Genomic DNA, 15,502 nt, shown 5'->3' with positions numbered 1-15,502 from the left:
TGCTAAAAGAAAAGGGGTTTAACAGAGGAGGAAAACAAAATATGGAGAAATTCCAGATGGAATTAGGTGGCCGTACCCTGGTCATTGAATCAGGTAAAATGGCTAAACAAGCCAGCGGTGCCGTTTTGGTACGTTACGGTGACACGGCTGTGCTTGTGGCTGCGACTCAGTCGGCCGAGCCGCGGCCGGGCATTGATTTTTTCCCATTGACTGTTGATTATGAAGAACGCTTATATTCGGTTGGCAAAATTCCCGGTGGCTTTATCAAACGGGAAGGGCGTCCAAGCGAAGCCGCCATTTTAGCCGGACGCTTAATCGACCGGCCGCTTCGACCGTTATTTGCCGATGGGCTGAGAAACGATGTTCACGTTGTGGCTACTGTCATGTCGGTAGATCAGAACAACCCGCCGGATATCCCGGCAATGATTGGTGCATCCTGCGCTTTAGGCGTATCTGATATTGGTTTTAACGGGCCAATTGGCGGTGTGCGTGTAGGGCTGCTTGACGGCAAGCTTATTTTGAATCCCACGGTGGAAGAGCAGGAAAAAAGTGAACTTAATTTAGTCGTAGCAGGTACCAAAGATGCCATTTTAATGGTTGAGGCAGGGGCCAATGAACTGCTGGAAGAAACCATGCTTGAAGCAATTTTATTTGGTCACGAAGCCATCAAAGAAATAGTTGCTTTCCAGGAAGATATTATTGCGAAAATCGGTAAACCGAAAAAGGAAAAACCGTTATATGAAGTCCCTGCCGATATTGATGCAGCTATGCGGCAATTTGCAACAGAACAGTTAAAGGTAGCTGTAGTTAATTCAGATAAGCATACGCGTGAGGAAAATATCAAACAGATTAAAAATGAAGTTGTGGCACATTTCCTTTCGCTGTATCCTGAGAATGAAAAAGACATTAATTACATGTTCCAAAAAATTCTCAAAGAAATTGTACGGAAAATGATTACCGTTGATAAAATCCGTCCAGATGGCCGCCAGATTGAAGAAGTACGGCCTATTACTTGTGAAGTAGGTCTTTTGGCACGTACTCATGGGTCAGGCTTGTTTACTCGCGGACAGACGCAAGTCTTCACGATAACCACCCTGGGAGCCATCGGGGATGAACAGATTCTTGACGGGCTTGGTGTTGAGGAATCCAAACGCTATATGCATCATTATAATTTTCCCTCCTTCAGCGTAGGTGAGACTCGTCCTTCACGCGGTCCGGGCCGTCGCGAGATTGGTCATGGCGCACTGGCTGAGAGAGCCTTGCTGCCTGTAATTCCTTCAGAAACTGATTTTCCTTATACCATCCGGTTAGTGTCAGAAGTGCTGGAATCCAATGGCTCAAGCTCTATGGGCAGCGTATGCGGCAGTACATTATCATTAATGGACGCCGGTGTGCCGATTAAAGCTCCCGTATCCGGTGTAGCCATGGGTCTGGTTAAAGAAGGGGATCATTATACCATCCTGACAGATATTCAAGGCATGGAAGATGCGCTGGGTGATATGGACTTTAAAGTAGCCGGTACGGCAAAAGGTGTAACAGCTATGCAGATGGATATGAAAATATCCGGCATTACGAAGGAAATTTTTGAAGATGCGCTGGCTCAAGCCAGGCGGGGACGCATGCATATAATGGGCAGAATGCTTGAGGCTATTGCTGAACCGAGAAAAGAACTTTCGCCGTTTGCACCGCGCATTATTACGATGGAAATTGATCCTGATAAAATTCGCGATGTCATTGGACCAGGCGGTAAGATTATCAAAAAGATTATTGAGGAAACAGGCGTGACCATCGATATTGAGGATGATGGCAAAGTATTTATTGCCGCCGTTGATGTTGAGGCTGGTCAAAAAGCAGTGAGTATAATTGAAAGCCTGGTACGCAGCGTGGAAGTTGGTACCACCTATATGGGTAAAGTCACCCGCATCATGAACTTTGGTGCATTTGTCGAGATTCTGCCTGGGAAAGAAGGCCTTGTCCATATTTCACAGCTTGCGCGCGAACGGGTAGCCAAAGTAGAAGATGTTGTTAAGATTGGCGATGAAATTATGGTTAAAGTTACAGAAATTGACCGCCAAGGCCGTATTAATCTGTCGCGTAAAGAGTTGTTAAAAGCAGAACCGCCAAAGGAAACCCGCCCTGAAGTCGGCGAATAATACCATATCGGTCAAACAATTTAGGGACTTGGCAGCAGCCAAGTCTTTTAATTTTGCTCATAAATGACTGGCACCATTAATACACTGTACTATATGTGAGCGAGGAGATAGTACCTTGCGTCACCTCACTATTTAAGTGATGCGGGGTATTAGGCAGGAGTTGATTGTTATGCAGTGTAAAATGATAATGGTAGGAAAAATTCGCCAGTGGTATGTGTATTTTTCTATTGGTGTCTTTTTGACAATAGCTATGTTATCAGGCCTGCTCCAGCCGCTGCTGGCTACTACCCAACTGACGACTGTACCGCCGCCCATTTTTCAGGGAAATCAGTCGCGGCCGCAAGTGGCATTTGCTTGCAATGTATTCTGGGGCGAAGAATACCTCCCCGATATGCTTAAGACATTGGATAAAAATAATATTCACATCACTTTTTTTATTGGCGGCAGCTGGGCTAATAAATATCCTGAAATACTGAAGGATTTAGCCAATAGAGGACATGAGCTGGGTAACCATACCTATAGCCACCCGCACCCTAACAACCTAAGCAAAGAGAAAAACAAAGAGCAAATCATAAAAACAGAAGAATTAGTAAACAATCTTACCGGCATAAAAACAAACCTGTACGCGCCACCTTATGGTGAGTATAACAATACAGTATTGCTGGCTGCGCAGGAATTACAGTACACTACGATCATGTGGAGCATTGATACGGTCGATTGGAAGCGGCCGCCGCCGGAAATACTTAAGGAGCGGGTATTGAAAAAGCTTCATAACGGCGCCATTATTTTGATGCATCCAACCGCGCCTACCGCCCAGGCTCTTCCCAGTCTTATTGAGGAAATACAAAAACGCGGATATACAATAACTACGGTATCTGATATACTAAAACCGTAAAAACAGGCAGGCGAAAGCCTGCTTTTTTATTGACCAAATGCAATAAATGTGATACTATATGTTTACATAAAAAATAACATGTAGTTATTATGCTTGCTTTAACAGAAAGCATGGCTTTCTAAAAGCAGGATAAGACAACTTATCTGCTGGGATGGAGGTAGCTGATGAAAAAGTATAAGCAGGCAACGGCTTGGTTAGTCATGATGACTGTTATGGCGACTTTTATGCTGCCGGTTATGCCGGCACATGCTTTTTCCGTATCTGATATATTAGGACAGGCTGCCGGGACTGCTGAGTCCGGCGGGACGAGTGGCGTGAGTGCAGGCAAGGGGGTAGTTGATATTATCCTTGGTCTGTTCCTGGGTAAAGTCCTGGGAAATGCTGCCAGCCCAGATGCAGCTGTTCAAGACAATAGTTCCGATAATGGCTTAAAGACCAACTTAGCGAAAGAGTTTGTCGGGTTTTATGCTGAATGGTGGGGGGAAGATACTTCCTCGTATAATTCTATGGTTCAAAATGCTGATGTAATTAAGACCATTGCGCCTTTTTGGGCTACCATGCAGGCCGATGGCACACTAACCGACCGGGGTGGCAATGACCATATAGCTGTGGTTAACACTGCTCATCAGAAAGATGTGGCAGTATTGCTGTTGGTGAATAACGCTAAACAGGATAACGCGCCACCAGTGCATACTGTTCTGGCAAACCCTGCTCTTAGAACCAAAGCGATTGATAATTTTGAAGCCTATATTAAAAAGTACAATCTGGATGGTATCAATGTTGATTTTGAAATGGTGCCGGCAAAAGACCGTGATCTTTTAACGGCCTTTATGCGTGAGCTTTATGGCCGCCTCAAACCGCAGGGATATATTGTTTCCATTGATGTTTTTCCTAAACAGGATGAGAACAATGATGTGGCGGCTGCCTATGACTACGCCGAGTTAGCCAAATATGCTGATAAAATTATGATCATGACTTACGATAATCACGGTGCCTGGAGTGGCCCGGGGCCGATTGCTGATATCCGCTGGGTGGAAAACAACTTAAAATATGCGTTGAAATCTATTCCTAAAGATAAACTCTATCTTGGCATTGCTGCTTATGGTTATGACTGGTCGGCACAAGGAGTCCAGTCATTAGAGTTTGACGCTATTATGGATTTAGCTCAGCGTTATGGTAAAACCGTGCAGTGGGATGACACAGCTAAATCTCCTCATTTTAGCTATACCGCAACAGACGGTACAGCGCATACGGTTTGGTTTGAAAATAGCGAAAGCTTGAAACACAAGCTGGCACTTATTACCAAGTATGATATTGCCGGTGCCGCCATGTGGAAACTTGGCGAAGAAGACCCGGCAGTGTGGCCGGTATTGAGGGACAAGTTCCGCAAATAACCAACTAATAAACGACACAGGAGGTTTGTTGTGTATAAAGAAAAAATAATGATTATAGCTATGCTTCTCGTTTTGGTATTTAATGTCGTGGCACCTGTACAAGTTAGCCATGCGGCATCTTTAAACAGTGTTGTCAGCACTCTGGGGGCTTCGACTGTTCCCGGAACAGATGGCGGCGGCAGCTCTGGCGGATCTAATATCTTTGAAAAGCTTTTTAGTTTTTTATTTGATAAAATTCTTGGCCCAATACTGAATATTTTTGATGGCGGCAAGGCGGCAACAACTTCGCCGGATAGTCCGGTAAAAGTGACACCGCTTCCGTCCGGAGACGGCAGTTCTGTTACCGGCAGCAGCGGTGTATTGCGTGGCAAAGTCATTGTTGTCGACCCAGGCCATGGCGGCAGCAACCCTGGGGCGGTAGCCAACAATACCCGGGAATCGGATAATAACTTAGCTGTCAGCAAAAAATTGCGGGACAAGCTGACAAGCGCCGGCGCCAAAGTAGTTATGACCAGAGAAACTGACCGCACCGTAGCTGCCGAGGGCAGCTCGCTTGGACAGGAATTAGCCGCAAGGGTAAATATTGCCGAAGCTAACAAGGCTGATATATTTGTTAGTGTCCATTCCAATTCTAATCCCAATCCTGCCATTTACGGAGCAATGACCTTTTATCCCAGCGGCAAGTCTTCCCAGCTTGCACTTAAAGTGCAAAACGGTATTGTCAAAGCGACAGGTGCTGTAGATAAAGGTACATCGCCGGCAACCTTCCACGTTCTCCGCAACACCAGCATGCCTAGTATTTTAGTTGAGATGGGATTTGTGACAAACGCCGGCGAAGCGCGTAAACTGCAGGAAGACAGTTACCGCAATAAAATGGCTCAGGGTATTTTCGATGGGATAGTAAGCTACTTTGCTAACTAATTCTATAAATGGAGACTTGATTCAAATGGGGTTTTAACCCCATTTGAATCTTAGTCGGAATTATCCAGGGACTTAGCCGCTCGCCTGTGCCCATAGGGGTCTCCCGCTTGTGAAGCGGAGTCTTAGAGCGGGTTAGTCATCGGATAAATTAGTTTCTGTAAACAGAGATAAAGCAGGCTAAACTTCAATTGATTTTGGTCAATCTGAAGTTTAGCCGGTTATCTCTGTTTTTTTCTTTATTGAATTTAGGTATAATAAGGAATATGCTTATTTTGATAAATTGCATTATAATAGGTATGTGAAATGATAAAGATTTTCTCCCAGGCATACTGGTGGAAGCTTTAACTTTGGTTTGAGGAAAAGGAGACTGTATGTACCGAAAATCAGTGTTACCTAATGGGGTTCGTGTTGTTTCGGAGACTATTCCGTATGTTAAATCAGTCACCATGGGAGTATGGATGGCTACCGGATCACGGTTTGAAAACGAAGAAAATCATGGTGTTTCTCACTTTATTGAACATTTGATGTTTAAAGGTACCGCCCGGCGGTCGGCCAAGGATATTGCTGAGACGGTGGATGCTATAGGTGGTCAGCTTAATGCATTTACCGCCAAAGAGTGCACCTGTTATTATCTAAAAGTGTTAGACTCGCATGCCGAGCTGGCGATGGATATTTTAAGCGATATGCTGCTACGGTCCAAATTTGCCGAAGATGACATTGAGCGGGAACGCCAGGTAGTACTTGAAGAAGTACATATGTATGAGGATACACCTGATGAATTGGTTCATGATATTCATTTAGATACTATCTGGCCGGCTCATCCGCTTGGCCGGAATATTTTAGGCACACTTGCTTCGATAGAACGCTTTGACCAGGCGTTAGTGAAAAAATATTATCAGGATTTTTACACACCGGATAATTTGGTTATTGCTGCAGCCGGCAATATAAGCCATGACGCTTTGGTACAGTTGGCAGCAAGTTATTTTGGTCAAATGCAAGGCCAAAGCCGAAATCTGGCAATCACTGCTCCGGCGTTTGCTCCGGCGAAAACCATTGTCAGCAAAGACATAGAGCAGGTACATGTGTGTTTAGGTACAGCAAGTGTGCCACAAGACAGCCCGGAAATATATCCTGTTCATATTCTGAATAATATTTTAGGCGGCGGGATAAGCTCCAGGCTGTTTCAATCTATCCGGGAAGAGCGGGGACTGGCCTATTCCATTTATTCCTATCAAACCAATTACCGGGATGCCGGCTTATTCACTATCTATGCCGGAACCCGGCCAGGCAATGTAAATCAGGTTTTAGATCTGATTCTGGAAAACCTAAGAGAATTCAAAGAAAAAGGAATCAGTGAACAAGAGTTAACTAAGTCCAAAGAGCAAATAAAGGGAAATTTGCTGCTGGGACTGGAAAGTTCAAGCAGCAGGATGTCCCGTATTGGCAAACTGGAAATTACTTTAGGCAAATTTGTGTCCTTAGACGAAGTTGTCGGTAAAATTGACAGGGTAACGTTAACCGATGTCAATCAGATGATTGAGCAGATGCTTACTGCCAAGCAATTGTGCTTTACTGCCCTGGGGCCTGTTGATTCTGCAAAAATTAATACGAACTTTAGGATTTAAAAGGGGAATAGTATGACAAGAGGGTTTGAGGTAATTACCCAATATAAGGACTGTAATGTAATTTTGCCTGTACGCAAGACCGGATTAAGTGCCGGCTATGATATTGCCGCCGCTCAAGAAACTACTTTATATCCCGGAAAGGTGGCCTTGATTCCGACAGGCCTCAAAGCTTATATGCAGGAGGATGAATATTTAGGTATTCACATCCGTTCCGGTTTATCCATTAAACATAGTTTGAGCTTAATCAATGGGCAAGGAATTATTGATGCCGATTATTATAATAATCCGGACAATGAGGGACATATTCTGGTTGGCATATTTAATCATGGTACCGAGCCTTTGACAATCAGAGCAGGGACTAGAATAGCTCAGGGAATTTTTTATAAGTATTTAAAGACAGATAATGATTGTGTTGCCGCTGTCCGGTCAGGTGGCTTAGGCAGTACCGGCGAGTGAAGCCGGGCTGATTTTTCGTTCATATTTTAGTCTAAAGCGCCATATACATTGGTAGAAGCCGGTTAGGGGGGATACGATGTATACATGGGCGGCGTTGGTACTCATTATTCTTCTCCTTATGGGATCGGTTTGGCTGCGTGTCTGTCGCTCTCGTACCTTATTGGACAGTGCACCTTTGCTGGAACCCAAGCCATCACCTTTTTCCACCGCTGTACAGGATTTAGTAGCTACTGCCGGCGGGGTATATCTTTCGATGGTAATGGTGGTTTCCTTCCTGAAACTTGAGTTGCCTGAGAAAATAACGGTCGGGATACTTTCGTTTGATCCGTTGGCTATGACGTCGATTGCTATGGCGGTTATCCAGCCGCTTTTTAGTAGACTATTTGGTAATTAAGTAGGTGAGGATATGCGGATAAGTGAAATGGCCGGAAAAGAAGTTATTAATTTGGGTGATGGAGCCCGGTTGGGCATAATCGGTGAATGTGAAATTACTTTTGACAGTCGGACAGGGGTTATTGGCGGCTTGGTATTACCCAAACGAAGATCCCTCTTTAACTTTTTAGGGGATGGTCAGATAACCACAATACCCTGGCAGGCTATCAAACGGATTGGTGACGAGGTTGTTATTGTTGATTTGAATAATGCTTATGAACGAATGTATTCTACGTTTAGGGAATAAAAAACTTATACATGGTCAACCTAACATTAGATTGTATATCACACTAATGTTAGGAGGCTTTATTGATGGAGACAACAAACAGTAACAATGGTGGCAATCAAATAGCAGGTAATGTTAATAATCAGGCGATGAACCAAACTACAGGACAGGCAGGCAATGCCATGTTCAATGCCAATACAGGTGCCCAGCCGGCGGCCACTTCCAATCAAATGACGGCAGGCACCATGCAGGGAAATCAGGCAACTCAGTCAGCTCAGGGAAATACCCAGGGGGTTAAAAGTGTAATCGGCGTGTTTGATGGCCGGAATAATGCGGAGCAAGCGGTTAATTCCCTCAGGGCGCAAGGCTTTACAACAGAAGAAATCAACATTGTTTCTAAGAACAAAAACACAAGAAACACCCAAGGTGATGGATCTTTTGAAGATGACATTACCGATGGTACTCTTACAGGCGGCACCTTAGGCGGAATTGGCGGTTTGCTGCTGGGAGCGGGTGCTTTAGCCATTCCCGGAGTAGGGCCAATTGTTGCTGCCGGTCCGATTGCAGCTGCTTTAAGCGGGGTTGTGGCCGGTGGTATTGCCGGTGGTTTGATTGACTGGGGCATTCCCGCTGAGGTGGGAAAACGCTATGAGCAGCATGTAGTGCAAGGGGGAATTTTGACTATTATCCGCGCCGATGCAGCTAAGGCTAACCAAGCGGCTCAGATCCTTCGCCAAAATGGTGCCAAGGATGTCGAAACTCACGCATTAAGCTAAAAAAAACCGGGGGAATCCCCGGTTTTTACTCAATTTATACAACACAGCGCCGCCGGCGTTTGACTCCGCTTATATATAACGGCCGCCCGCGCCTCAGTAATATGATGGTTATAAGAAACTTGTCGGTGGTTTTTCCTGTTTAGACCGTAAAATACACTATTTTTTAATATTTATTTGACAACGTTGGAACCTTTGGTATAGAATGTGTATAAAATGAATAAGCAACATCCTATACAGGATGAAGTAGAGGTGCGGGAGTTAACAGTACTTTCAGGGAGAGCGGCGTCGATGAGCTGGAAGGAAAGGGACAACCGCCGAAGTAAAAGCAGGACTGCCAGTCTCTTTTACTGGTCTTATATCAAACAGGTTTAAGACTGTCACCATTACTTGGTGGAGTGCTATCTCATCTGATCAGAGGAATATACGTTTGTATTTTCCTAAGGTTAGACCAATGCTGTCTTTAGGGCAGCCGGCGAGAAATGCACTCACCGGCTGCTTTATGTTTATGCCTTTGACTTTTCTAAGGATTTGGCAAAAGCGAAGGTTTTTCCCTGAGATTAACCCGCTCTAGGACTCCCTTTTTCAAAAGGGAGTTAAGAGCAGCTAAATCCCAGGATAAGGGCGACTAACCTTCAGATGGGGTTAAAACCCCACCTGAAGCTAAGTCAGCTTTATCTTAATAGGAGGTGGACAGCGTTTGATTAGAGTAATGGTATGTGGAGCTTATGGCAAAATGGGGCGGGAAGTACTGCGCGCAGTTCATGAGGACCAGCAGTTAAGTATAGTTGGTGCGATGGATATTAACTCAGATTTTGCCGATGTAGGGGATATTATCGGCGCAGGCAAAACAGGAGTAACTGTAGGCAATGATCTGGTTACGGTTATCAATGAGACAAAACCACAAGTTATGGTTGATTTCACTAATCCTGAAGCAGTTATGAATAATACTCAACTGGCAATTAAAAACGGTGTGTGCCCGGTAGTTGGAACTACCGGCTTAGCGGAAGCCGATATTAATGAGCTCCGTAAATTATGTACAGCTTCTAAAGTTAATGCAATTATTTCTCCTAATTTTTCCATAGGTGCAATTCTCATGATGAAACTGGCGCAAGAAGCTGCTAAGTATTTACCGCATGTCGAAATTATCGAAATGCATCATGATCAAAAACTTGACGCACCTTCCGGCACCGGCCTGCGGACGGCGGAGATGATTGCCAGTGTGCGAGGTGAAATGCGTCAGGGTCATCCCCGGGAGACTGAGAAACTGCCTGGTGCGCGTGGGGGCGAATTAGCGGGAATTAGGCTGCATAGTGTTCGCTTGCCAGGCTATGTTGCCCATCAGGAAGTAATTTTTGGTGGTTTAGGACAAACGCTTAGCATTCGCCATGATTCAATATCCCGGGAATCCTTTATGCCGGGAGTTGTACTGGCTTGTAAAAAGGTACTGACTGTGGATGGGCTAATAGTTGGCCTTGAACATATAATGGACTAAAGTCTTGTATAGTAGTACAAAATAATGTGAAAAGCTTGGGGGAGTGGCTTACATGAAAAAGTATAATGTAGCAATTGTAGGTGCAACTGGAGCAGTTGGACAGGAATTTTTAAGACTTATTGAAGAACGCAAATTTCCGTTTAATGAATTAAAATTGTTGGCATCTGAACGATCAGCCGGAAAATCCATAGAATTTATGGGAAAAAGTTACATAGTTGAAGAAGCAACACCAGAGGCTTTTAACAACGTGCAGTTTGCTTTGTTTGCCGGCGGTTCGATCAGTAAAACACTGGCACCTGAAGCTGCTAAACGGGGAGCTGTTGTTATTGATAACTCCAGTGCATTTCGCATGGATCCGGAAGTGCCTTTGGTAGTGCCGGAAGTTAACCCTGAGGCTATAAAAAAGCACAAAGGAATTATTGCCAACCCTAACTGTTCAACTATTATTATGGTTATGGCTTTGAAGCCTATTTATGACGCTGCCAAAATAAAGCGGATTGTTGTATCAACCTATCAGGCAGTCTCTGGCGCCGGCAAGGAGGCTATTGACGAACTTACAGATCAGGTTAAGGCCATTATGGAAAACCGTCCGGTAGAAGCTAATATATTGCCAAGTGCCAGTCTGCCCAAACATTATCAGATAGCCTTTAATCTGTTGCCACATATTGATGTCTTTGTTGAGGACGATTACACTAAAGAAGAAATGAAAATGGTACATGAAACTCATAAGATATTGAATGATTATTCTATCGGAATCACTGCGACCACCGTAAGAGTACCGGTATATCGCAGTCACTCTGAATCAATAAACATAGAAATGGACGGTCCGCTGTCCCCGCAAGAGGCAAAACAGCTATTGGCTGAATTCCCAGGCATTATTGTACAAGACGATCCGGCAGAAATGCTGTATCCTATGCCTTTATATACTTCTGACCGCAATGAGGTATTCGTTGGTCGTATCCGCCCGGATAAAACGGTTCCTTATGGGCTGAATATGTGGGTAGTAGGCGATCAGATTCGAAAAGGTGCAGCTCTTAATGCCGTGCAAATTGCCGAGTATATGATTGAGCATAACTTAATTTGAGGTGTACAAAATGCGAATACTTGTCCAGAAGTTCGGGGGCACATCTGTAGCGTCACCCGAAGTGAGGGAACTGGTTCTGCGTAAAATTGAGAAGGCGCGGGAACAGGGCTTCAATCCGGTAATTGTGGTATCGGCAATGGGGCGCCAGGGAGCTCCTTATGCCACCGATACGCTGCTTAGCGTCGCACGTTCGGTGTATAAAGGGACTGCGGCCCGGGAACTGGATCAGATTATGTACTGCGGTGAAATGATTTCAGCTGTAGTTATGGCCGGTACTTTGCAGGCGGCCGGTATGACTTCTGTTATGTTAACAGGCGGGCAGGCGGGCATTACCACAGATGATAACTTTACTGACGCCCGTATCTTAAAATGTGATCCAACACGGATACTTAGCCTGTTAAAACAAGGAAAAGTCCCTGTTGTCTGTGGTTTCCAAGGTATGACTGATGAAGGTGAGTTTACTACCTTGGGACGTGGCGGCAGTGATACAACTGCCTCGGCGTTAGGTGCAGCGCTCAATGCGGAAATGATAGAAATCTATACCGATGTTGACGGCATCATGACCGCTGATCCAAGAATTGTCGAGAATGCTAAAATCCTTGATTGCATAAGCTATGGTGAAGTATGTCAACTGGCGCATCAAGGGGCTAAGGTTATTCATCCCCGGGCAGTGGAAATTGCCATGCAAAAAAATATTCCCCTGGTAGTAAAATCCACCTTTAGTGATGCTCCCGGGACACTTATCACTAATATTGCCCAAGAGGATACCAGTGAAGCTGCGGTAGTTGACAGGGTGGCTACAGGGGTAACTTACCTGACCAATATTGCCCAGTTTAAAGTTCATCTTGACGATACCATGGGAAGTGACAGCAGCTTTAACGTGTTTAGAACCATGGCTGAAAGTGATATTAGTGTTGATTTAATTAATGTCCATCCGGGACAAATTATGTTCACCATTACTGCTGAGCATGTAGAGCAGGCTTCAACCAAACTCAAGCAGCAAGGCTATCATATCGAAATCTTGGAAAACTGTGCGAAAGTGTCGGTAGTTGGTGGCGGAATGCGTGAAGTTCCCGGAGTTATGGCGAACTTTATCGAAGCTCTATCACGTAATAAGATTGCTATTTTGCAAACTGTAGACTCGCATACCTCCATTTCAGCGCTTGTACCCCAAAGTGACGTTGGAGCCGCTGTTAAGTCGCTTCATGAAAAATTTGGTTTATCAAATTAATAAGGGGAGAGTATCATGAGGAATTTCGGACGAGTCTTAACCGCGATGGTAACCCCGTTTAATGTTGACTACAGCGTAAATTACAATGAAGCAGCGAAACTGGCGAAATACCTTGTAGCTAATGGTTCTGACGGCATTGTTGTGGCCGGCAGCACCGGGGAAGCGGCTACTCTTTCAAAGGATGAGAAGCTGGAATTATTCAGGACGGTATTGGATGCAGTGGGGGACAGTGCTACCGTCATTGCGGGAACCGGTTCAAATGATACCAGAGCATCGATTGAAATGACGCAGGCAGCCGAAAAAATTGGTGTACATGGAGCTATGCTTGTAGGTCCTTATTATAATAAACCGCCGCAAGAAGGATTTTATCAGCATTTTAAAGCTATTGCCGACTCAACGGGGTTGCCGCTTATTGTATATAACGTTCCCGGTCGTACCGCTTCTAATATTTTACCGGCAACGATTGCCCGGCTGGCGGAAATTAACAATATTGTAGCAGTCAAGGAAGCCAGTGGCAGCTTAGATCAAATTTCTGAAATTATCCGGATAACGCCGAACGACTTTTTAGTGTATAGTGGTGATGATGGATTGACACTACCGCTTTTAGGCGTAGGCGGCAATGGGGTAATTAGTGTTGCTGCACATATTGTCGGCAAGCGTATGCAAGAGATGATAACCGCTTTTTTTGCCGGAGATATAGCCAAAGCACAAGCAATACATCTTGAACTTATGCCTTTCTTCAAAGCCATTTTTATTACAACTAATCCGATACCGATTAAAGAATGTGTAAATATTATCGGCATCAACGCAGGTCCCCTGCGGCTGCCGTTAATATCGCCCACTGCGGGTGAGACGCAGCAGCTTAAACAGGTAATGCAATCAATAGGTGTTTTACAGTAAATTTAGACCGGCAGCGAATGCTGCCGGTTTTTGCATGTGTCGCCAGAATTTGCATATAATATTCTGAGCGAGCAGTACCACTTGTTGTCATAGGCAGGTAAATCGGTTATAATTATTCACAAGTGGGCAGGACGGCCGGTTTTTTAGTTTATGGTTAATGAACGGGCGCTTACAACTTAATGATTCGTATGGTTACTTTATTTATTTGGAGGTGTATGTTTTTTTGTCACGACAACCAAACAAAGTACAGATAATTCCCTTGGGCGGTATGGGGGAGATCGGTAAAAACATGACGGTCATACGCTATGGTGACGAAATCATAGTCATTGACTCAGGTTTAATGTTCCCTGAAGACGACATGCTGGGGATTGATCTGGTTATTCCTGATATTACCTATTTGTTGGACAACCGCGATTTAGTGAAGGCGGTTGTTTTAACGCATGGGCATGAGGACCATATCGGTGCCCTGCCATATGTATTAAAACAGCTGAATGTCCCTGTATATGGCACTCGTTTGACTCTTGGCATCCTGGAAGGCCGTTTGAAAGAAAACAACGTTCCTACGACTAATCTGAATGCCGTTAAACCAGGCGACCGAATTCAGATTGGTAATTTTAAAATCGGTTTTATCCGGGTAAGTCACAGTATCGCCGATTCAGTAGCCTTATCCATAAAAACACCGGTTGGTGTGATTGTTCATACCGGCGACTTTAAACTTGATCAGACTCCGGTTGACGGTAAAGTTACCGATTTTCACCGCTTTGCCGAGTTAGGTGATCAAGGGGTTCTGGTGCTTTTGGCCGATAGTACCAATGCGGAACGACCTGGTTACACGCAAAGTGAAAAGTCGGTTGGAGTCATCTTTGACGAGACTTTTCGCAGCGCGCGGGAGCGTATTATTATTGCTTCCTTTTCTTCTAATATCCACCGGATTCAGCAAGCCATTGATACTGCTTGCAAATACCGGCGCAAGGTAGCTATTCTTGGACGCAGCATGGTTAATGTTGCCAATATTGCTCTGGAGCTAGGCTACTTAAATGTGCCTGAAGGGATACTTATTGATATTGATGAAATTAATAATTATCCGTCTTCAGCAGTTGTTATTCTGACAACAGGCAGTCAGGGGGAACCGATGTCGGCTTTAACGAGAATGGCGATGTCGGAACACAAAAAGGTTGAAATTGTTCCGGGAGATACGGTAATCATTTCAGCCACACCAATCCCCGGCAACGAGAAACTGGTTTCACGCACAATTGACTATCTTTTCCGGCAAGGTGCCGAAGTGGTATATGAAGCAGCTTCAGGCATTCATGTTTCCGGCCATGCAAGCCAGGAGGAGCTCAAATTAATCCAAAACCTGATCCGGCCGAAATTCTTTATCCCGGTTCATGGAGAATACCGTCACCTGGTAAAGCATGCTCAATTGGCACAATCCATGGGGCTGCCTAAGGAGAACGTTTTTGTTGCAGAAAATGGCCAAGTATTGGAGTTTACCGCCGACAAGGGGCTGGTAGCCGGCAAGGTAACTTCCGGCAACGTCTTAGTGGATGGCCTTGGGGTTGGTGATGTGGGCAATATTGTACTTCGCGACCGCCGGCAGCTTTCACAGGACGGAATATTAATCATTGTGGTTACGATGGACAAACAAGGCGGGCAAGTGGCCGCAGGCCCGGATATTGTATCCCGTGGTTTTGTCTATGTACGCGAGTCTGAACAGCTTATGGAAGATGCCAAAGAGCGTGTCAGGCAGGCGTTGGAAAGGTGTGAAAATAACGGTATTACGGAATGGGCCGCCATTAAATCCAATGTTCGTGATACGCTGGGCAAATATTTATATGAACGTACCCGCCGCCGTCCTATGATTTTACCGATAATCATGGAAGTATAATAATGAAGCCTTGAGTGTTCCTGCTGAAA

The 15,502-nt window shown here is 44.9% G+C and carries 14 protein-coding genes and 1 riboswitch; all 14 genes read left to right on the top strand.

The features are described 5' to 3' along the window. Positions 1–41: 41 nt before the first annotated feature. The 14 genes from GT1_RS00890 to GT1_RS00825 all read left to right on the top strand — a co-directional run bounded on the left by GT1_RS00890 (position 42) and on the right by GT1_RS00825 (position 15,473). Complete coding sequence (locus GT1_RS00890) at positions 42–2,153, top strand: polyribonucleotide nucleotidyltransferase (RefSeq protein ID WP_188396743.1); 2,112 nt, start codon at positions 42–44, stop codon at positions 2,151–2,153. A 169-nt stretch (positions 2,154–2,322) separates the two neighbouring features. Then, positions 2,323–3,048 (top strand): polysaccharide deacetylase family protein, encoded by a 726-nt coding sequence (locus GT1_RS00885; protein WP_223225981.1) that lies wholly within the window; start codon positions 2,323–2,325, stop codon positions 3,046–3,048. A 164-nt stretch (positions 3,049–3,212) separates the two neighbouring features. After that, the gene (locus GT1_RS00880; protein WP_075755156.1) at positions 3,213–4,442 is read left to right on the top strand and encodes a glycosyl hydrolase family 18 protein; all 1,230 of its coding nucleotides are present in this window, start codon (positions 3,213–3,215) and stop codon (positions 4,440–4,442) included. A 30-nt stretch (positions 4,443–4,472) separates the two neighbouring features. Further along, on the top strand, positions 4,473–5,363 hold the full coding sequence (locus GT1_RS00875; protein WP_075755158.1) for an N-acetylmuramoyl-L-alanine amidase: 891 nt from the start codon (positions 4,473–4,475) through the stop codon (positions 5,361–5,363). A 371-nt stretch (positions 5,364–5,734) separates the two neighbouring features. Then, positions 5,735–6,988, top strand: coding sequence for a pitrilysin family protein (locus GT1_RS00870; protein ID WP_188396741.1), 1,254 nt, complete (start codon positions 5,735–5,737; stop codon positions 6,986–6,988). 12 nt (positions 6,989–7,000) lie between these two features. Next, positions 7,001–7,444, top strand: coding sequence for a dUTP diphosphatase (locus tag GT1_RS00865; protein WP_188396739.1), 444 nt, complete (start codon positions 7,001–7,003; stop codon positions 7,442–7,444). Positions 7,445–7,520: 76 nt separating this feature from the next. Further along, a complete protein-coding gene (locus tag GT1_RS00860) occupies positions 7,521–7,838 on the top strand; it encodes a hypothetical protein (RefSeq protein ID WP_075755164.1) in 318 nt (105 codons plus the stop codon). A 12-nt stretch (positions 7,839–7,850) separates the two neighbouring features. Then, a complete protein-coding gene (locus GT1_RS00855) occupies positions 7,851–8,123 on the top strand; it encodes a YlmC/YmxH family sporulation protein (RefSeq protein WP_075755166.1) in 273 nt (90 codons plus the stop codon). A gap of 65 nt (positions 8,124–8,188) precedes the next feature. Next, positions 8,189–8,878, top strand: coding sequence for a general stress protein (locus GT1_RS00850; RefSeq protein ID WP_223225980.1), 690 nt, complete (start codon positions 8,189–8,191; stop codon positions 8,876–8,878). 236 nt (positions 8,879–9,114) lie between these two features. Continuing rightward, positions 9,115–9,287: riboswitch (Lysine riboswitch) on the top strand. Positions 9,288–9,575: 288 nt separating this feature from the next. Beyond that, positions 9,576–10,370: a 4-hydroxy-tetrahydrodipicolinate reductase gene (gene dapB, locus GT1_RS00845; RefSeq protein WP_075755170.1), complete on the top strand. Its 795-nt coding sequence runs from the start codon at positions 9,576–9,578 to the stop codon at positions 10,368–10,370. 52 nt (positions 10,371–10,422) lie between these two features. Further along, on the top strand, positions 10,423–11,454 hold the full coding sequence (locus tag GT1_RS00840) for an aspartate-semialdehyde dehydrogenase (protein WP_075755172.1): 1,032 nt from the start codon (positions 10,423–10,425) through the stop codon (positions 11,452–11,454). A gap of 10 nt (positions 11,455–11,464) precedes the next feature. Beyond that, positions 11,465–12,685 carry an aspartate kinase gene (gene dapG / locus GT1_RS00835; RefSeq protein WP_188396737.1) on the top strand — a complete coding sequence of 407 codons (1,221 nt, stop codon included), beginning with the start codon at positions 11,465–11,467 and terminating at the stop codon, positions 12,683–12,685. 15 nt (positions 12,686–12,700) lie between these two features. Continuing rightward, on the top strand, positions 12,701–13,585 hold the full coding sequence (gene dapA / locus GT1_RS00830) for a 4-hydroxy-tetrahydrodipicolinate synthase (RefSeq protein ID WP_188396735.1): 885 nt from the start codon (positions 12,701–12,703) through the stop codon (positions 13,583–13,585). 268 nt (positions 13,586–13,853) lie between these two features. After that, positions 13,854–15,473, top strand: a complete 1,620-nt coding sequence (locus GT1_RS00825) for a ribonuclease J (protein ID WP_250728380.1) — start codon at positions 13,854–13,856, stop codon at positions 15,471–15,473. Positions 15,474–15,502: the final 29 nt, after the last annotated feature.

The sequence above is a fragment of the Sporomusa sp. GT1 genome (assembly GCF_014634905.1).
Lineage (GTDB): Bacteria > Bacillota > Negativicutes > Sporomusales > Sporomusaceae > Sporomusa > Sporomusa sphaeroides.
Note: the sequence above shows the minus strand (reverse complement) of the source record. Positions and strands in the feature narration are given on the sequence as shown.